Here is a 19,253-nt window from a genome sequence, read left to right as displayed (position 1 = left end):
ACTAGATCCGGCATCCAGCCGCCGCGCGTCTGCGCGGCGCCAAGACTTCTTTTCCGCCCAAGGACTTGGGCTGGCTGGACCCCGGCTCCGGGGCCGGGGTGACGGAGTGTGGATGCAACCTGCCTGTTAAATCTCCACCATTACGCATCTTCCTTTACCGGCGGCTTCGCGTCGCCGTAATAGGCCGAGAATTTCTCGTGATAATGCTCCGAACCGCCGGGGCCGGCATAACGCTGCAATTCCGTCATGTCGGTCTTGTTCAGCACGATGCCGAGCGTCTTGTTGGCGATCTGCGGCTCGTTGGCCATCAGGTTCTGCACCATCTGGATCGGCGTCTTGCCCCATTCGGTGACGAAGACGAAACCGTCCACCTGCGGCGCAAAGGCCTTGGCGTCGATGACGGGAACCACCGGTGCAAGGTCGACGATGATGTAGTCGCAGGCCTCGCGAGCGGAGTCGATGAATTTGCGCATGCCGGAGGAAGACAGCAGCTCGCTCGAATGGGCGAACTGGTTGCTGGTCGAAACCGGCAGGATGCCCATTTTCGTGCGCGTATCCACCTTCACCGCCTGCGTCCAAGGGATTTCGTCGAGGACGACCTCCACCAGACCGGCGGATTGCCGTGTCGTCAGCATGCGGCTGAGGCCGGGATTGCGGATATCCGCATCCACCACCAGCGTGCGCTTGCCGGTGGAGGCGATCAGCCCGGCGAGATTGAGCGCCACGACCGACTTGCCTTCGTTCGGCAGGCAGGAAATGACGCCGATGACCCGGCACTGGCGTTCCTGAATGACGACATCTGCCGTGAGTTTCACGTTGCGCAGCGTTTCCGCAAAGCTGGAGCGCGGGCTGTCGACGGCAAGGCGCAGCATTTTCTGGAACGAGACCTGTCCGCTTTCGTCAAGCGTGGCGTTCTCGCTGCCGGGGGTGGCGGCGCTGTTGCCCGCCTTGGCGTTTTCCACGCCCCTTTCACCGATGAAGGGCAGGTAACCTAGAAAACGCATGCGCAGATTGTCACGCACGTCATTGCCGGTGTGGAAGAAACGATCCCGGAATTCGAGAAGCGCTGCGATACCGCCGCCGAGCATCAGGCCGAGAACGACCGAAAGCGCCATGGTCATGGTCTTTTTCGGGCTGGAAGGCGATGTCGGCAGGCCCGCTTCGGAGATGATGCGCGCCTTGGCGATGGGCAGCGACTGCTTCTGGGAAGCCTCCTCGAAGCGACCGAGATAGGACTGGTAGAGGGTGCGCAACGCCGTCGCCCGCTGCTCGAGTTCGCGCAGCTGGACCATGGTGATGTTGGCTTCGGAATTGCGGCCTGCCACCCGGTCGATATTGTCGCGCAGCGACTGTACGCGGGAATTTGTGACGTCGTATTCGTTCTTCAGGCTGCCGGTAAGCTGCTGCAGTTCCTGATAGATCTGCCGCGAAACCTCTTTCTTCTCGGCGTCCAGCGCAACCGCCTGCGGGTGGTCGGCGCCGAATTGCTGGACGATGCCCTGCTGCCGGTCGGAGATGGTGATGTAGCGTTTGCGCAGATCCTGAATGACCGAGTTATCGGTGTCGCGGGCCGAAACCACGGCATTGTCGACGGCCGCATCCGGTCCCCGGTCGATGATCGATTTATACTGGTTGTAACGGGCAGAGGCCGTCGCGGCATCGGCCTGCGCGGCGATAAGCTGGCCGTTCAGGTCGGCAAGCTGGCCTTCGGACATCAGCTCGCCGCGCGAGGAGACGATGTTGTTGTCCGACTTGAATTTCTGCACCGCCAGTTCAGCCGCCTGGGCGCGCTGGTTCAGGTCCGTCATGCGTTCCTGCAACCATACCGAGGCGCGCTCGCTGGCGTCGAAATTGGCGTTCAGCTGTTCGGTGAGATAGGCCTGCGCATAGGTCTTGGCGATCTGCGCGGCAAGCTGGCGGTCGGTCGAGCGGGTGGAGATGGCGATGACCGAACTGCGGCCGACACGTTCCACCGTCAGCGACTGCTGCAGCACGGCGGCGGCCTTTTCGCGGCGTCCGGCGCGGATTGCGGCTTCGGAGACCGGCGGATCGCCCGGCAGGACGAGATCGAGAATGCCGCGCACGGAGGATTTGACGAGTTCGACCGGCGACATCGGCGGATTGACGATGGTGTCGTTCTCATCGAGCCTGGCCTTGTCGACCACCGTTAGCGCCATTTCCTTGGATTTCAGAATTTCCACGGCGCTGGCGATGCGGTTGTCGACGATCTGCGCGGCGGGCACCGGCGATTCCTCTTCCGCATAACGGGAAAGGCTTTCATCGAGCAGCACCTGCGTCATCGCGGTGTAAACGGGGGTCGCAAGCACCAGATAAAGGCCGGCCAGAACCACGGCGGCAATGACGGAGGCGGCAATGACATTGGCGCGACGCACCACGGCGGCCCACAGGCGGTCGAGGTCGATGAACGTGTCGGAATCCTTGCCGGACTCCGGAAAACCGATATTGGATTTAAAGGTCTTGTGGTGCATGGACCTACCTTGTGAATTAAAATGGTACGCGGGAAGCCGAACAAATGCTCGCCTTCCCGCCTCCCGTTATTGGTGCGCCGGCCGCCTCCCCCGGCGGCGCGATTAAAGTCAGGCCGCCTGGACGCGGCTTTCGTGGTTCGCCACCAGTTCCTTCACCGAAGCGAGAACCTGGGCTTCCATGTCCGCGCGCAGCAGCGAGAAGGCGACGTTGGCGGCGATGAAGCCCTGCTTGCTGCCGCAGTCGAAGGTGCGGCCGCTATATTTCTGCGCATGGAAAGACTGCTTTTCGGCAAGCCGCTTCATGCCGTCGGTCAGCTGGATTTCATTGCCCGCGCCGCGCTCCTGCCTGGCGAGAATATCGAAGATTTCCGGCTGCAGGATGTAACGACCGTTCAGGTAATAATTCGAAGGCGCCTTGGATGGTTCCGGCTTCTCGACCATTTCAGTGACGGCGAAGCCATGATTGACCTTCTGACCGACGCCGACGACACCATAGGACGAGACTTCTTCCGGCAGGCACTCCTCGACGCCGAGAATATTGCCGCCGACTTCGTCATAAAGCTCCATCAGGCCAGCGATGCAGCCGCGTGCGCCATAGGAAACCATATCAGGCAGCAGCAGGGCGAAAGGCTCCTTGCCCACCAGTTCGCGCGCGCACCAGACGGCGTGGCCGAGACCGAGCGGCACCTGCTGGCGCGTATAGCTGACGGTGCCGGCAACCGGCAGCATCTTTTCAAGCTGCAGCACCTGCACGGTCTTGCCGGAGCGGGTGAGCGTGTTGATGAGTTCCGGCGCGCTGTCGAAATAGTCTTCGATGGCGGTCTTGTTGCGGCTCGTCACGAAAATAATGTGTTCGATACCGGCCTGCATGGCCTCGTCAACGGCATATTGCACGACCGGACGGTCGACAATCGTCAGCATTTCCTTCGGCATCGCCTTGGTGGCGGGCAAAAACCGCGTGCCGTTGCCGGCTACGGGAATGACGGCTTTTCTGACAGTTTTGTTCAGGTCCATCGCGTTCTCCTTCATCAAGGTTTGATCTGTCCCCAGTCCCCGCGCAGATTTCGTCCACGCGTCAATTTCACGAAATCTGTCTTTTCACCCCAGTATTCGCTGCGGGCGCAAACATGGCGTCCCGCAGCCTCCTCAGCCGCACCGCTATCGGCATTCTTAAGTGCCCCAGCACGGCAGGATCCCTTATCGTGGTCTTCAAGGCGCCCAGTACCGAGCGGCTCTTGATGTTTTCCACCAATGTCAAAAAATTATGCGCTAGCCGCAGGCTGCGGGCTCTCGCCTGCTGCGCATCCATGGCGGCAGGCAGCAAAGTGTAATGGCTCAGGAATTCCTGATCCGCCCGCATCATCGCTTCGACATGATGAAGTTCGAGCACGCGCGAAATCGAGCCCTCGCGGATATTGTAGACATAACCCGGCTTCGGTTCGATGACGCAAAGACCGCCGGCGGCGAGCGCCGAGGCGAGCAGGATATAATCCTCGCCGATGCGGATATCCTCGCGGAAGCGTAGTCCCTCGACATTGAGGAAATCGCGCCGGAACATCGGTTTCATATAGCCGAAGTTGAAGGTGGCGCGGAAAAGAATGTTGGAGGAAATGAAGTCCTCCAGCGTGAGAACCGGCCGTTCCTCCAGAAATTCTTCCGGAAACATCGTCTCCATGGGCCTGCCGTCGGTATAAACGACATCGAGATTATCGACCGCAATCGCCGCATTGGCGGCTTCCGCCCGGCACATCATGCAGGCGGAGCGTTCCGGGCGAGTGACATCGTCGGAATCGAGCACGGCGATCCAGCGTCCGGTCGCGGCTTCGATGCCGGCATTGCGTGCACCGCCCGGACCGAGGTTTTCGGCAAGAGCAAGCAGGCGGACGCGCGGATCGACGATGGCGATACCTTCCACGAGCGCAATGGTGTCATCTGCAGAACGGTCGTCGACGACGATAACCTCCAGCGTCACACCCTGTTGGTCGAGCGCGCTTTGAATGGCGGCTTCAATCGTATCGGCGGCATTATAGGCGGCGATGACGAAGCTGATATCGGGCGGCAAGGCAAGGTTTTCCATCAGGTTGCCTCCACCGCGCCATACTGGCGGATTTCACGCACGCCGAAAGCGCCGCTCATCGAGCCCATATGCAATGCACCGCGCAGCGCATAACGGTTGCGGCGCACGGCGTTGAAACCGTTCAAGGCGGCGAAGACGGCGCAATACAGCACTTTCGATCCCGCTTTCATCACCTGCACCACGCGGCGTATACCGGGTTTCCTGTCCGCCAGCACGCGGCCGTGGGTCTGGCCGGAGCGGAAGCGGCGTTTGGCAAGCCACATGAAGCTTGCACGATTCTCCGGCACCGGTTCGGACAGCATGGCATCTTCCGCAAAGACGATACGCCCACCGGCGGCGTGAAGATGCGAGAAGAAATGGGTGTCTTCGCCGCCGCTCTGGCCGAGCGCCAGCGCGAAGCGCCGGCCCTTCACCGAGGGCGCATCCATCTTGAGCAATGTGTTGCAGGTATAGCCGGTGATGATCTCGCCATTGACCCAGACCGGAACGGTCGAGTGGAAATCGCCGCGTTTCATCCAGCCCGGCGCATTGTCCCGGTAAACCGCCGTAACGGGGCCGAGAACGGCTTCCGCGCCGGTCTCGTCGGCCTTTTCCAGAAGGGCGGAGAGCCAGTGCGGCGGGGCGGTCTCGTCATCGTCGATGAAGGCCAGATAATCCGCCCTGCATTCTGACAGGCAGGCATTGCGGGCAATCGAAATATTCGATTTCGGGCAATGCACATAGGTAATCTCGAAGGGTGCTGTTTCGCGCAGGCGGTCCACACTGGCCTTGGCGCTCGGCTCCTCGTCATTATCCGCAACGATCAGCCGAACTTTCACGCCTTCCGGCACGTCCAGCTCGAAGAGTGACAGAAGTGTGGCGACGAGCGCGGGGCGTCTGTAGGTGCAGATGCCGATATCGACGGTTTTCGAATCATCGGTGCGGGTGACGGTGTTGTCGGTCATGAGACAGCCTTTCTTCCCCGGAATTTCAGGAGTTCCAGCCAGAAGCCGGTGGACCAGGCCAGATGCATCACCATCGCCGAAAAGGCGGCGAGCGGGCCGTATGGGTTTTTCTGACCTATTGCCATCCACAAGCCATAACCCACACATGCGGCGATCCAGAGGCCAAGCGGAATAAGTGCCGCCCAATGCACGAGCGACAGCAGCGCGAGGATGAAAACCGGCAGCACGGCGAGCGGGATCATCTGGCGGATTTTCGGGATCGAGCGATGTTTCAGGAGGTTCTTCGCCCGGCCGCGGCCATAGGCGAGATATTGCCTGAACAGCGGCATGACGCTGGCGCGCGGATAATAGGTCATGCGGGTCTTGTCGGTCATCCAGATGCGGAAACCGGATTTGCGCAGCCGGAAATCCAGCTCGGCATCCTCATTATGGCTGAAGCTCTCATCATAACCGCCGACCGCGTCGAAAGCGGCGATCCGCATCAGCGCGTGGTGGCCATGGTCTATCCAGTGGCCTTTCGCGCCTTCGCGGTGCTTGGAGCCGCCATTGCCGAGCTTGGAATTCTGGGCGATGGCCGTCGCCTTCTGAAACAGACCGTGGCCGACCGTATCCATGGCGACGACGACGGAATCCGCACCGATGCGCTCCGCATCCTCGATCAGCCGCTGGCAATAATCATCGGGATAATCGCCATGGGCGTCGATGCGGATGAGGTAATCGAAATCCTCGCCGAAGGTGGCGACGGCAAGGTTGATGCCGGCGCTCTGGATGCGCTTCGGATTGGGAAGAAGCGTCACGCGGTCATCCTTCGCGGCGAAGGCGGTCACGATATCGCGGGTTCCGTCCGTGCTGCCGCCATCGGCAACCACGATGCGGAAGAGACGCCCCTGCATCGCACCGGTGAATTTGACAAGCAGCCCCTCGATCGTCTTCGCCTCATTGAGGCAGGGAATGACGATCAGCGTTCTGATGCCGGAATGACCAAGACCTTCCATGATTTGCCCCCTACGCACTACACGGGTGAAAACTGCGCTTCGCGGGCATGGCCGGAAGCGGATTTGGCGAGAGAGGACAATTGCTGCACCAGCAGACGGCAATCGTCGCGGTCGGTCAGCCATTGTTTCCTGTCGAGTGCCGAGAGGGTGTTGAAGGCGTCCGCATAGGTTTGCGGGTTCATCCGGCTAAACAGCGCGGTGAGATCGTCAGCGCCCGCATTTTGCAGGACGAAGCCGATATCGCGCTTTTCGATGAAGCGGGCGGTTTCCGTGCCGGCAAGCGCAATCGGCAGGGCGCCATAAAGGCAGCCTTCGTAAAGCCGGTTGGGCAGCAGCCAGCTGGAATTCTGGCCTTCCTCGAAAAAGTCTATCGCCCAGGTGAACTGCACCTCGTTATAGATGGCGGCAAGGTCTTCGGGGTTCTTGTAAGGCCCATGGAAATGCACATGCGGGGCGGCGGCCACTAAGCCGTCGAAATCGGCAAATTCCGAATAGGCCGGCCGGCCGCGCAGGATGATTTCGACCTTGCCCTCCATTCGACGGGCAAATTCGGCGAGAATCTCGAGCGACTTGCGGCAGCGAAGCGCGCCGAACCAGCCAATTTTCCACGGCTCGCCGGGGGCGGGCGCGCGTGGCTGCGGTGTGGCGGCAACGGTGGCGTCGAGCGCCAGCACCTTGTTTTCCTGCAGCAGGACGGGAAGGTCGAGGCCCGACACGGGCTTGAAATAATGCTCCACGAAGGCCGGAGAGCTGGTGATAAGCAGCTTGGCGTCGCGTGCGAAATAACGCTGCGCGGCATTCAGCAGCTGTCCGGGCTTGCCCGTATTGAGAAGCAGGCGGTGAATGTCGAGACACTCGTAAACCAGCGCCGGCTGCCCGGCATAGATCGACATGGCCCGCTTTGCCAGCGCCAGCATTTCCAGATTTCTGGCAAGAATGACATCAGGGGCGGGGATGCGGCTCAATGTCTTGCCGAGCGAAAGGCTGGCTTTCGCCACCGCCGCCATGCGCTGCAGAAACTGGCCGTCGGCGGTTTCTCCGAGCACGACGGGTACGACGCCTTCGATCTCTGCCAGCCGGTTCTGTCCGCGCCGGAAGCCCGCCAGCGTCACCCGCGCCCCACCCGCAAGCAGGGTCAGCACCCGCCGGCGAATGGCGGGGTCCGACAGATCATGCGCGAGATATAGAACATGGGTCATGCAAGGGTCCGGTTGGTTCATGCGTCAGAGACGCCGCGGATGACGGTTTGGTTCAAAAAAATCAGTTGAGGGGGCAGGCAATGGATTCCGGGAACTGGCATTTGTCGCCGAGCGCCGTGAAGGCAAACCGGTCAACGATCATTTGCGTCGCGCCGGAATAGGAAAAGGCGCCCATCCAGTCCTTCAGCGTGTCGGTGCCCCACAGGCTGAAGAAAATCTTCTGGGCATTCTGAGGGATTTTCGACTCGTCGGTCACTTCATGGACGAGCTTGCCGTTGACGTAATAACGCAGGCGCTGCGGCTCCCAGACGAAGGCGTAATCGTTGAAGCCGGCATCGGCTCCGCCTTCCACCGGCACCAGCTTCTCATTGCCGCCCTTGGCGGAAATATACTGGTTCAGCTGCACCTTGTCGGTGTTCTTGCCCAGAACCTCGAAGTCGATTTCATCGTGCGGCTTCTTGTCGGTCGGGCCGATATAGGTAAAGAAGGCCGAGTTCAGGCCTGAGCCGGTGGCGGCCTTCATGCGTGCTTCATAGGTGCCGTAGCGATAACGCCCCTTGGTCTGGATTTCACCGCAGGCGAATTTGCGGTCGCCGGCCTTGGCTTCTTCGAAACCGAGTGTCAGCTGGCCGTTTTCCACCGTCGCCAGTTTCTTCGACCAGGTGCAGTTTTGATGCGCGCCATTGTTCCAGCCGTCGGAAACGTACCAGAAGCTTCTATCCATGGAATCGAAGTTCTCGATGAAGGATGCGCCATTGCCTTCCTGCGCCTGGCCCGGTGTCGCGAAGGGAGCGGCCAGAAGGGCCGCGGCGAGAAGAATGCGTGCCTGAACGCGGGTGACAAATGTTGTCATTGGTTCACCTCTGTCGTTGCGAATAAAGCGTTTCGGATGTCGGCGGGCCGATCATGGCGGCCCGTTTTGCCGCAAAGTCGGCCTTCGTCTTGCCTTTGCCGCTGCGGCTTCCGGTCAGCACGGCATAGACGGCCGGCAGGTATTTGCGGGTCTGGGCATTGCTGATCACCAGAATGACGAAGGCGGAAAGCGTGGCGCTGATATAAAAAGCAGGGTAGAAATCCGGCCCGCCCTTGTTCCACACCATCCACATGATCACGAGCAGCGGATAGTGGGCGCAAAAAATCCAGAAGCTCAGGCTGCCGGTTTCGGCAAGCCGCTGGCCAAGCCGGCTGCGGATCAACAGGGCGGAAGACGCCCAGAAACCGAGCGCGCCGAAGACGGCAAGCAGATTGCGCGACATGTTGAGCCAGAAGGTGAATTCCGGGCCGGTGAAATAAAGTCCCGTCGCCAATATGGCCGAGGCGGCAAAGGTCAACGCCATGATCGGCACGGCATAGGGGTCGAGCGCCTTGACGTCGATACGATGAAGCGCGAGCGCAATGCCGAGCGAGAAGCTGAAAAGAATGGATTTCTTCTGAACGATGAAAATCGTCAGGTCAGGCATGGCGGTGATGAAGAGCAGGATGGCGAGCGTCGGCAGGGCGAAACGGCGCATCAGAAAGGCGAGCACCGGCGACAGCAGGATGCAGACGAAGAGGTCGCGCAGGAAATAAAGCGGCACATTCACCGGCAGCTCCTCAAGCGCCGTTCCATGGCTGATGATTTCACGCGGGCTGGCGTTCCACAGATCGGGGAAATACCCCACGCCGACATCGAAGAGCTGGATCAGCAATATGGCCGCAAACAGCGCGCCATTCCACAGAAGGAAAGGCAGCAGCACGGTTTTCGACTTGGAACGGATCGTCGCCGGATAATCGAAACCGCTCATGCCGCGGCGAAACAGCAGATAGCCGGAAATGGCGCTGAGACAGGGCACGCCGATGCGAAACAGCGCATCGCCCAGAAAAACCCGCAGCCAGTCGAAGAAACCGTAAAGGCCGAGAAAAGGGCTGGTTTCGGCATCGTGCGGCACATGGACGAACACGATCCCGGAGATCAGCAATATGCGCATCAAATTGATACGGGAGGATAGGTTCTGATCGACAGTCACATCAGTCACCCCTATTGGGCGGCGTCCACCCACGCCGCGTTGCAACCAGAGCGAACTTAAGCCCGCACTGGAAAGTCTGGTTTCGACTTTGGGATAAAATGTGGCGACGCGGGAAAAACACAAGATTAGATTTTGCGGGTGAATGTCTGGCGTTAACGCCATTCCGGCGGCTATAAAAAATCAACCAATTGAAATTACTTTATTTTATACAAATTCCCGCATCGTTAAAAATCGCTGAAGCGTGCGAAATTGTCATTTGTCGTGATGTTGCGCTGCAAAAAGCGTACCTGCACGCCCTTGCCGCGGCGAATGAAATCACCGCGGAAAAGCCGGTTCACGGCGGAAATGAGGCGCGTTTTTTTATGAATTTCCTAACCCTGGGTTGCGGATTCGCGCATCCGTCGCGACTTTACCATACCCAGGATTTTCCCCAGCAGCGCCCGTTCGGTCAGCAGGATCAGCACCGCATAGATGAGCCCGCCGACGGCAGCGCCGATGAGGACCTGAAGCGTGGCATTGGGAACGCGCTCAGCCAGAAGGTGAAGCAGATAACGTACCGAAACGGCCATCACCAGCGCCGCGATCATCGGCCGGCTGCTGACATAGAGGCCACGGAAAAATGGCGTGTCGCTTGCCTTGAACACGGCCCATGAATAGGCGACCAGCGTTACCGCATTGACGATGCAGAGCCACACCATCGCGTCGATCAGGGTGCCATAAAGCGCGGCAAGCCAGACCGCGACGGTGGTGACGATGGCGCGGATCGTTGCCGACCAGAACAGCACGCGGCCGTAACCTGCCCCCTTCAGATAGGGGATGAAGGTGCTGCATGGCGTCAGAATGGCCTTCGACAGGGCGAGCAGACCGAGGACCGGCCAGGCATAGGCCCAGTTCTGCCCGAAGATGACAAGCATGGCCGGCTCCGCCACGGCCCAGAGGCCGAACATCATCGGCGCCAGGAGCACGGTCAGCACCTGCGTGCTGAACATCAGCGCATCGCGCCGGCGCTGCGGATCGTCCATCATGCGGCTGAAGGCGGGAAACAGGACACCCATGACGGCCGACAGAACCACCTGATTGGGAATGCTGGCAAAGCGGTTGGAGGCGGAATAGGCGCCGGCATCCGCAAGCCCAAGATGCCGGGCAATGACCACCATCGGCGACTGGAAGGTGACGAAATTGGCGATTTCCGAGCCCATCAGCCCCGAGCTGAAGCCGAGAAGCGGCACCAGCCGGCGCGGTTTCATGACGAAGCGCGGGCAATAGCGCGAAACGGCATAAAGCCCGACAAGCCGAATGAGGGCTGCGGCAAAAAGCTGGATGATCAGCGCCCAGACGCCGAAGCCCATGAAGGCGAGCGCGACGGCGACGATGGCCGCAATGCTTTCCGACGCCATGCTCCAAAGCGCGTCCTTGCTGAAATTCATGCGCCGGGCGAGCAGCGAATAGGCGACATCGCCGGCAAGCTGCAGCGGAATGAGGAACGCCATGATGCGCAGCAGGTAAGCGCTTTCCACCGCGCCCAGCAGCCCGCCGAAAAATTCCGCGAAGATGTAGAGGACGGCGGCCATGGTACAGGAGATGGCGAGATTGGCCCAGAAGACGGTATGGATCGTTTCCATATCCTCTTCCTTTTCGACGATGAGCGCGGAGGTGAGCCCCGCGCCGGCGATCATCGTCAGAAACTGTACAACCGTTAGTCCTACCGCAACCACCCCGAATTCCTCCGGGGAAAGCAGTCTTGCGAGAATTGGGACCGTGACAAATTTAAGCCCGAATGTCCCTGTTTTTGATAAAACGCTCCAGCCGACATTCGTGGTGATGGTCTTTACATTTGGCGCTGGGGGCATACAAGCATCCTGTTTCTGGAGGCCGGCGGGAGGAAAGCCGGTTGGGAGTTGCCGATACCATCGGGGCCGCTTTTAGGATCGGGCCCGACACTTCTTGATCAACGCAAGGGGCGAAACAATGGCAAGATTTACTGTCGTCATTCCCTACTACCAAAAGCAGCACGGTGTCTTGGGACGTGCACTCGCATCGGTTTTTGCGCAGACTTACCAGGATTTCGATCTTGTCATCGTCGATGACGAATCGCCATACCCGATCGATCAGGAACTTGCGGAACTTTCGCAGGGGGAGAAAGACCGGATTCTCGTCATTAAACAGGCCAATGCCGGCCCGGGCGGCGCCCGCAACACCGGTCTGGACAATGTGCCTGACGGCACCGACTATGTCGCCTTTCTTGATTCCGACGATATCTGGACACCCGATCATCTGCAGAATGCGGCCTTTGCGCTTCAGACCTATGGCGGTGAGTGCTACTGGGCATCCATGCAGGCAAGTGACGAATTTTATTATCATTTCGCCATTTCTGAGCTGGAGAAGAACGAGGGTGCGGCACGGCTTTCCGAGAAGCCGCTGGTGATCGAACTGCCGGATCTGGCAAGTGTGATGCTGCGCAACTGGAGCTTCCTGCATCTCTCCTGCATGGTGATCGGCCGTCCTCTTTTTGAGAAAATCCGCTTCGACCCGGCGCTTCGTCTGGCGGCGGAAGACGTGCTGTTTTTCTGCGATTCCATCCTCGCATCGAAGCGCACGCTTCTCTGTGACGACGCCGGCGCGATGCGCGGCATGGGCGTCAATATCTTCCACAGCATCGACAATACCTCGCCGGAATTCCTGCGCCAGCAGTTCAATACCTGGGTGGCGCTCGATACGCTGGAGGGGCGTTTTTCACGCAGGCCGGACGATGTCGCCTCCATCGCTTCCTATAAAAACACGGCGCGCAAACAGGCGCTGTGGAGCCAGGCGGGCAATCTGAAACGGCGCAAGGCGCCCGAATTCGGGCTGCTCCTGAAATGGGCAATGCGCGATCCGGCACTGCTGCGCGCCGCGTTTGAACTCGGTGCTGGAAAAATCGTCCGCTCCAGATGAGCGAATTCTCGCCCGCAAGAATTTATATGTTTTTTCACCCAGGAGTGACCTCATGAAACCTTACCACTGGGAATCTCATCACGGAAATTTCGGTGACGATCTCAACCTGTGGCTGTGGGATTTTCTGCTTCCGGGCCTGCGCGATGTGCATGACGACGTCATGCTCGTCGGCGTCGGCACCGTGCTGAACGATGTTCTTTTGCCCGCAAAGCAGCGCAAGCTGGTGATCGGCAGCGGTTATGGTTATGGCGCGGTGCCGGATACCAGCACCGAGTTCTGGGATATTCGCTGCGTGCGCGGCGAAAAAACCGCCGCCAAGCTGGGGCTCGCGCCCGAAAAGGGCATTGTCGACCCGGCCGTCATGGTCACCGAGATGCCCGATTTCAAAGGCCTGCCGAAGCTCTACAAGAAGACCTTCGTTCCGCACTGGGAATCGGCGGAATTCGGCATGTGGGAAACCGTCTGCGAACCGGCGGGGCTGACCTATCTCGACCCGCGCGGCGAGGCGAAAGCGGTGATCCGCGCCATCGCCCAATCGGAATTCATCGTGGCCGAATCCATGCACGGCGCAATCCTTGCCGATGCCTTCCGCGTGCCATGGGTCGCGGTCAGTACCTCGCCGTCGATCAACAGCTTCAAATGGAGCGACTGGGCCGGCAGCGTGGGTGTCGAATATCAGCCGCGATACGTGCCGGTTTCGACCCGCGCCGAGGCGGCGAAAAAGGGCTCGCGCTTCTGGGGCATGAGCTTCCCGCCGCCGCCCGGCCCCGTCATTGCCGAGACCGGTTCCGTTCCGGCGCATGAGGGGCCGGCGCATGAGGGCCCGGCGTATGAGGGGGACGTGCTGGTGCGGCCGCAGGAAACGCAGCCCCGGTCATTGCGCAAATTGGCCAAGCAGGTGCTGGCCGCGCCTTCCACGCTGGCGCTCTGGCAGGCAAGCCGCGCGGAGCCGCGTCTCAGCCCGGATGGCCGGCTGGAAGAGCGCAAGGAGCGCTTTGCCGCCGTTCTGGAAACGGTGAAGCGGGATTATCTCTGAGGGTCTACATAGTCCGCGGCGGTGCTTGCTTTCGCGCCGCGGATAAAGTGCAGTGGCACCTATGCGTTTGGCAAAAGCAGAGAATCCGCAGGCCGTCACCCCGGACTTGATCCGGGGTCCAGTGCGATCAAGTCATTGATCGCGAAAGACTCTTTTCACGGCGCAGACGCGCCGTGGCTGGATGCCGGATCATCCTCGGGCTTGTTCCGGGGACCGGCATGACGGAAGCTGGAAAGGCGGACTTGTCGCGGTTCTTGCGGCAGTGGATCTGCCCTTACGAAACCGGCGTACCGTCCAGCAGATAACGCACATCCCGCACCGGCGGCGATTTACGGAACCGGGCGGTCTTGTCGCTCCAGATGCCGCGCGTGATGGCGGGCAGGGCGGGGAGCCGCGCAAGGGCATGGCTCAGCGCGCCGCCCATGCCCTTCTGCTTTTTCGCATCGAGAAAATGGCGAAGCTCGAATTTGGCGCGGATGTGTTTTTCATGTTCGCGCAGGATCGCCGTTTCCTCTGCCGAAAGCCGGCAGCCGGCGAGAATGGCCTTGTCCGCCTCATATAAGCGGCGAAGATCTTCGGTGCGATGGCGGCCGCTCAGCGAGTTGCCGCGCACGATCGCGCCGTAACCGCAATGGCGGATGACCTTGTAACGCGCGCCGGCGGCCAGCGCCCGCACGTAAAGCTCGTAATCTTCACCGAGCCGCAGGCCGTCATCGTAACGCAGCGCATGTTTGTCGAGAAAAGCGCGGCGTATGATTGGCTTCAGAAACCCGGTTTCCCCGCGTTCGACGCCGGGCCTGGAAATATTGCCTTCCACGAATTCCGTGAGCGAGAGAAACCGTGCCTGCGGTTCGAAACGGGCCGGCTGCATGGAGGATGCGCCGGGGACCGATTGCTGGATGAAGGCGATATTGTCGGCCACCAGATCCCACTCGTCATCGGCCAGCATGGCGGCGAAACGGCCCCTGAAAAAGAAGTCGTCCGCGTCGAGAATACTGATGAGCGGCGCCGATGAAATCGAGATGGCGTGGTTGCGCGCAGCCGAAGGGCCTCGATTGACCTCGAATCGCACGACCCGCAGACGGCCCGTGCCGTCATCCGCTGCATGCGCCACATCGCTCGTCGTGTCGGTGGAACCATCGTCGATCACCACGACTTCGCCGACCTCCGGCTCCACGAGGGCGGAACGTATTGCGATATCGATCGTTTCGGATGCATTTTTCGCAGCGATGATGACGCAAATGGGCTGTGAACCGCTCACCATGTATTGTCCTTCTGCTTTGACCAACCGTCAGGATTTGGCCAGCAGAAAGTGTCACGGGTATGGATGCAAGCGATTTTTTTGCGACGCAATAAAAGAAGCTGCTTGAAAGCTCACATATCGGTCAGTTTTGCACCGTGCGGCGGCGGGCTTTTTACGGCGTCCGCCTGCATTGCCTCGGCGCCACGGTCCCGCGCGAAGGTTTCGCGCATCCGCCGCTTTTCCCGGGCGACCAGGACAAGAATCCCAATAAAATAACCGACTTGCAGAATGACCGCGCAGATGAGGGTCTGGATGAATGCCGTATAGAACGAGCCGTGGATGAAATATGTCGCAACCGCAAAGGTAAGCAATGCACCGATCATGCTGAAAAAAACACGAGGTGCATACATGGTGCTCTCCTCCCGAGAACGATTTCTCCATTTTTGACTGCGCTGCGGCATTTTTCTTCTTTGCAAGAAATATACGATGAGACCGGTGCTGTTTCAACACACATATACTTCTTCTAACGGTTGCGGCATGAAATTTCGGTAATCTTGATTGGTAAATTCCTCGGTAATCGATGACTTCCCCAAATCGGGGCTGCCTTGCCAGGCGATTTCCTGCTTTTGAGAGGCGTAAAATCGTTCTCTTGCCGCCATTATCGGCTGTCTTACGCCCTCTGCAGACTTCGTTAACCATCTCGCCTTTAAAAAGTCGGTATTGATTCCTCAGCAAGAGCAAGGTGCCCGCGTGACAACGAGTTCAGAAGTAATCGCCTTTCCGGCAAAGAACCGTATTGCCGACGTAAAAAGATGTGCAACCATGCTCGACCGGCTGCATGGTGTGGAGGCGAATGATTTCTGGCGCAGGGAGTGCCGCGAGCTGGCCGCACGTCTGACGGCGCTTGGCTATGAGGACGCCGCCATGCGGCGTGAGGTCATGGAATTTCAAAATGCGGTGCAGGCGGAATTGTGGGCGGGCGATGCCACGCCAGAGGCACGCCGCGACAGCCATTGAGGCCTCAGCATTTTCCATAAAAAAGCCGGCAGGTGTCAAACCTGCCGGCTTTTTTGTTTATGCCCGTTTGATCAGGAAGCGCTGGCGCCGCGTGTGCGGGCAACGCCATCGAGTGCGGGCTTGTATTTCGGGTCGAGTCGGGCCGCATGGCCATAGGACTTGGCGGCCTTGGCCATCTCGCCGCGACGCTCATAGACCAGCGCCTGGTTGGCCCAGGATTCCGCCACATTGCCATCCAGCGAAATGGCGTGGTTGAAATCGGCGAAGGCGTTTTCATCGTCGTTCAAGGCGACATAGGAAAGGCCGCGGCCGTTATAGGGCTCCGGCGAGGTCGACGACAGCGAGATTGCCTTGGAGAAGTCTTCGATGGCCTGGGCATGCTGGTTGCGCAGCTGGTAGATCAGGCCGCGATTGTGCCAGGCGCGTCCGTCGGTGGTTTCAAGCTCGATGGCGCGGGAAAAATCGTTGAAGGCTTCGTTCACACGGCCGGACTGGCGGTAAAGATTGCCACGGCCGATCAGCGCCACATCGTAGCTCGGATTGATCTGCAGGGCGGCGTTGTAGTCCTGCAGGGCCTGCTGCTGCTGCCCGGAGTTGCGGTAGACCAGCGCGCGGTTGGCATAGGCCTGATAAAAGCGCGGGTTGAGCTGCAGCGCCTTGTTGAAATCCTCGATGGCGCGACGCGAATCGCCGGCGCGGCCGTAAGCCGAGCCACGGACGTTATAGCCTTCTGGATCCTGCGGATTGGCGTTGATGACCGAGGTGAGCGAGGCGATGTTTTCCTGCGAACCCTGGGCACGGTCGATCCTGAATACATCTTCCGTCTGGTTGGATGTCGCGCAGCCGGAAAGACCGGCAAGGACGGTACAGACGACCAGAGAAGCGCGGAACCCTCTGTTGTTTTTCAATGGCACCCGGTGCGTGGAGGCATCGGAGTTTTTCACAACACAGGCGTCGACAGCGATCATTCGGTGTGGGTTCCCTCGCAGGCCGGTCTCACGGTCGTTTTCAAGAGCGTTCTCCGGCCACAAACACAAAGAGCGGCGGCGAATTGATCGCCCCCGCCCAACAAGCATTCAAAAACGTCCAAAAGACGGCCTATTAACGGCCTGCGCGGGGGCCTGCAACCAGACCTTCGCGCTGTGCACGCTTGCGTGCCAGCTTGCGAACGCGGCGAACGGCTTCAGCCTTTTCGCGAGCGCGCTTCTGGGAGGGCTTTTCGTAGTAATCGCGCATTTTCATTTCACGGAAAATGCCTTCGCGCTGCATCTTTTTCTTCAGGGCGCGGAGCGCCTGATCAACGTTATTGTCGCGGACTAGTACCTGCACGTGAATCCCGTTCCTTTGGTTTGGTTAATTTGCTATGTGAATAAGGCATTCGCACGCAAATAAAAAATCGTTCGTTCGGCTGTCGAGCCGGGCGATTGGTGACGTGCAATAACAGATCATTTGCAACAAGTCCAGCCGGTAGCGCATAATCACCCAGCAAAATGCGGCTTGCCCGGAATTGTGCCTGCGATGTCGAAACAAAATCATTGCGACGTCGCAAAATGGATATTGCCTCCCATCCCGATTTGCCATGTGTATGATGAGGGCCGGAGCCATGTTTCCGGCCTCTGGCCGGTTCTTAAGGAGCAGATTGCGAATGCGCAAATATTCCGTTTTTGCCGTGGCGCGTGAGGCGCTCAGGGGTCATAAGGGGTGGGATGCGCAATGGGCCTCGCCCGAGCCGCGCAAGGATTACGATGTCATCATCATCGGCGGCGGCGGCCACGGGCTGGGGGCTGCCTATTATCTTGCCAAGGAACACGGCATTACCAATGTCGCAGTTCTGGAAAAAGGCTGGCTCGGCGGCGGCAATACCGGCCGCAACACCACCATCATCCGCTCCAACTATCTCTATGAAGAGAGCATGGATATTTACGAGCATTCCCTGAAACTCTGGGAAGGCCTGAGCCAGGATCTCAATTACAACGTCATGTATTCGGCGCGCGGCGTGATGATGCTGTCGCACAATATCCATGACCGGCAGTCCTTCAGCCGCCATATCAATGCCAACCGTCTTTACGGCATCGACAATGAGTGGCTGACGCCGGAGCAGGCGAAGGCCTATTGCCCGCCGCTCGATATTTCCGGCAATGCGCGGTATCCGATCAATGGCGCAGCGCTCCAGCGCCGCGGCGGCACGGCGCGCCACGATGCCGTTGCCTGGGGTTATGCCCGCGCGGCTTCCGATCGCGGCGTGCACATCATCCAGAACTGCGAGGTCACGGGCATTCGCCGTGGGCCGGACGGGGCGGTGACGGGTGTGGAGACCAATCGCGGTTTCATCGGCGCGAAGAAAATCGGCGTTTCCGCCGCCGGTCATTCCTCCGTCATCATGAAAATGGCGGATGTGCGCGTTCCGCTGCATTCCAACCCGCTGCAGGCGCTGGTTTCGGAGCCGTTGAAGCCGATCTTCCCCTGCGTCGTCATGTCCAACACGGTCCACGCCTATATTTCGCAATCCGACAAGGGCGAGCTGGTCATCGGCGCGGGCACCGACCAATATAACTCCTATTCCCAGACCGGCGGCCTGCAGATCATCACCCATACGCTGGACGCGATCTGCGAGCTGTTCCCGATCTTCCGCCGCGTCAAGATGATGCGGCAATGGGGCGGCATTACCGACAACACGCCCGACCGCTCCGCGATCCAGAGCGTGACGCCGGTACAGAATCTCTTCGTCAATTGCGGCTGGGGCACGGGCGGCTTCAAGGCGACGCCGGGTTCGGCCAATCTTTTCGCGCATCTCATCGCGCGGGGTGAACCGCATCGTCTGGCGGCGGGGCTGACGCTCGACCGATTCCGTACCGGCCGTCTTATCGATGAGGCTGCCGCTGCCGCGGTGGCGCATTGATGCTGGCGGCGGCCATGCTTGCGATCAACATATCAGGCGCGGCCGTGGCCGTGCCCGCCGGCAGCGTCATTCCCGAGGCCAGGGATTTTCGTAGTCAGAAGATTGCGAAGATGCAGGGTGAGAAAGACTGGCCCTTCACGGCGGAAAAAGGCCTGCTTCTCTGTGCTCCGAGTCTCGCGAACAAAATGGTTTATTTTGTCGGTGAGAAGGAGGATGGCGAGCAGGATTACCCCTTCGCGATCGACACCGACATGATGGCGGTTGCCATCGTCAATATGGGCCGGGCCTCGGCGCTACGCCCTTTCGATAATTTCGAGCAGCTTTTAAAGCGGCTTTCCCCTTTCGTAGCCATGGGAAAGCGGCTGTGTGACCAACCCGCCGGAACAGCGCTTCCGGAAAATTCTCTCTAGGTGG

18 protein-coding genes are annotated in these 19,253 nt (G+C 59.7%); 5 read left to right on the top strand and 13 right to left on the bottom strand.

Annotation, left to right across the window (positions count from 1 at the left end; genetic code table 11):
• Positions 1 to 140: 140 nt before the first annotated feature.
• The 9 genes from O3W47_RS04100 to O3W47_RS04060 form a co-directional block, all read right to left on the bottom strand.
• Positions 141 to 2,489: a polysaccharide biosynthesis tyrosine autokinase gene (locus O3W47_RS04100; protein WP_269313058.1), complete on the bottom strand. Its 2,349-nt coding sequence runs from the start codon at positions 2,487 to 2,489 to the stop codon at positions 141 to 143.
• 108 nt (positions 2,490 to 2,597) lie between these two features.
• Positions 2,598 to 3,503: a UTP--glucose-1-phosphate uridylyltransferase gene (locus O3W47_RS04095; RefSeq protein ID WP_142846026.1), complete on the bottom strand. Its 906-nt coding sequence runs from the start codon at positions 3,501 to 3,503 to the stop codon at positions 2,598 to 2,600.
• A 67-nt stretch (positions 3,504 to 3,570) separates the two neighbouring features.
• Complete coding sequence (locus O3W47_RS04090; protein ID WP_269313057.1) at positions 3,571 to 4,566, bottom strand: glycosyltransferase family 2 protein; 996 nt, start codon at positions 4,564 to 4,566, stop codon at positions 3,571 to 3,573.
• Positions 4,566 to 5,510: a glycosyltransferase gene (locus O3W47_RS04085; protein WP_269313056.1), complete on the bottom strand. Its 945-nt coding sequence runs from the start codon at positions 5,508 to 5,510 to the stop codon at positions 4,566 to 4,568. Before O3W47_RS04085 ends, O3W47_RS04090 begins: the two co-directional genes overlap by 1 nt.
• Positions 5,507 to 6,505: a glycosyltransferase family 2 protein gene (locus tag O3W47_RS04080; RefSeq protein WP_137453393.1), complete on the bottom strand. Its 999-nt coding sequence runs from the start codon at positions 6,503 to 6,505 to the stop codon at positions 5,507 to 5,509. The genes O3W47_RS04085 and O3W47_RS04080 overlap by 4 nt, the downstream gene beginning before the upstream one ends.
• Positions 6,506 to 6,522: 17 nt before the next feature.
• On the bottom strand, positions 6,523 to 7,704 hold the full coding sequence (locus O3W47_RS04075; RefSeq protein ID WP_269313055.1) for a glycosyl transferase family 1: 1,182 nt from the start codon (positions 7,702 to 7,704) through the stop codon (positions 6,523 to 6,525).
• Positions 7,705 to 7,765: 61 nt separating this feature from the next.
• A complete protein-coding gene (locus O3W47_RS04070; protein ID WP_269313054.1) occupies positions 7,766 to 8,557 on the bottom strand; it encodes a glycoside hydrolase family 16 protein in 792 nt (263 codons plus the stop codon).
• Positions 8,558 to 8,561: 4 nt separating this feature from the next.
• Positions 8,562 to 9,710, bottom strand: a complete 1,149-nt coding sequence (locus O3W47_RS04065) for an acyltransferase family protein (RefSeq protein WP_269313053.1) — start codon at positions 9,708 to 9,710, stop codon at positions 8,562 to 8,564.
• 371 nt (positions 9,711 to 10,081) lie between these two features.
• Entirely contained in the window at positions 10,082 to 11,560 is a 1,479-nt protein-coding gene (locus O3W47_RS04060) for a lipopolysaccharide biosynthesis protein (protein ID WP_269313052.1), read from the bottom strand.
• A 118-nt stretch (positions 11,561 to 11,678) separates the two neighbouring features.
• Between O3W47_RS04060 and O3W47_RS04055 the strand changes: the two genes are divergently transcribed.
• Positions 11,679 to 12,644, top strand: coding sequence for a glycosyltransferase family A protein (locus O3W47_RS04055; protein ID WP_059755880.1), 966 nt, complete (start codon positions 11,679 to 11,681; stop codon positions 12,642 to 12,644).
• A 52-nt stretch (positions 12,645 to 12,696) separates the two neighbouring features.
• Positions 12,697 to 13,680, top strand: coding sequence for a polysaccharide pyruvyl transferase family protein (locus O3W47_RS04050; RefSeq protein WP_137453386.1), 984 nt, complete (start codon positions 12,697 to 12,699; stop codon positions 13,678 to 13,680).
• A 274-nt stretch (positions 13,681 to 13,954) separates the two neighbouring features.
• Here the strand turns inward: O3W47_RS04050 and O3W47_RS04045 are convergent, their stop codons facing one another.
• Entirely contained in the window at positions 13,955 to 14,944 is a 990-nt protein-coding gene (locus O3W47_RS04045; RefSeq protein WP_127757833.1) for a glycosyltransferase family 2 protein, read from the bottom strand.
• 110 nt (positions 14,945 to 15,054) lie between these two features.
• The gene (locus O3W47_RS04040; protein WP_080819945.1) at positions 15,055 to 15,333 is read right to left on the bottom strand and encodes an exopolysaccharide production repressor protein; all 279 of its coding nucleotides are present in this window, start codon (positions 15,331 to 15,333) and stop codon (positions 15,055 to 15,057) included.
• A gap of 340 nt (positions 15,334 to 15,673) precedes the next feature.
• Here O3W47_RS04040 and O3W47_RS04035 point away from each other — a divergent pair, with 340 nt between their 5' ends.
• Positions 15,674 to 15,940 (top strand): DUF6074 family protein, encoded by a 267-nt coding sequence (locus O3W47_RS04035; RefSeq protein ID WP_077984785.1) that lies wholly within the window; start codon positions 15,674 to 15,676, stop codon positions 15,938 to 15,940.
• Between the two features lie 71 nt (positions 15,941 to 16,011).
• Here O3W47_RS04035 and O3W47_RS04030 read toward each other — a convergent pair whose 3' ends face one another.
• Complete coding sequence (locus O3W47_RS04030) at positions 16,012 to 16,908, bottom strand: tetratricopeptide repeat protein (protein WP_269313051.1); 897 nt, start codon at positions 16,906 to 16,908, stop codon at positions 16,012 to 16,014.
• A 133-nt stretch (positions 16,909 to 17,041) separates the two neighbouring features.
• Positions 17,042 to 17,269, bottom strand: a complete 228-nt coding sequence (gene rpsU, locus O3W47_RS04025; RefSeq protein ID WP_003508541.1) for a 30S ribosomal protein S21 — start codon at positions 17,267 to 17,269, stop codon at positions 17,042 to 17,044.
• A gap of 316 nt (positions 17,270 to 17,585) precedes the next feature.
• Between rpsU and O3W47_RS04020 the strand changes: the two genes are divergently transcribed.
• Together O3W47_RS04020 and O3W47_RS04015 are read left to right on the top strand one after the other, a co-directional pair.
• Positions 17,586 to 18,839, top strand: coding sequence for a sarcosine oxidase subunit beta family protein (locus O3W47_RS04020; RefSeq protein ID WP_059756984.1), 1,254 nt, complete (start codon positions 17,586 to 17,588; stop codon positions 18,837 to 18,839).
• Positions 18,839 to 19,249, top strand: coding sequence for a hypothetical protein (locus O3W47_RS04015; RefSeq protein WP_164865504.1), 411 nt, complete (start codon positions 18,839 to 18,841; stop codon positions 19,247 to 19,249). The genes O3W47_RS04020 and O3W47_RS04015 overlap by 1 nt, the downstream gene beginning before the upstream one ends.
• Positions 19,250 to 19,253 lie beyond the last annotated feature (4 nt).

This window comes from Agrobacterium sp. LMR679, from assembly GCF_027157905.1.
Lineage (GTDB): Bacteria > Pseudomonadota > Alphaproteobacteria > Rhizobiales > Rhizobiaceae > Agrobacterium > Agrobacterium leguminum.
The sequence above is the reverse complement of the archived record's forward strand: the minus strand, read 5'-3'. Positions and strand labels throughout refer to the sequence as shown.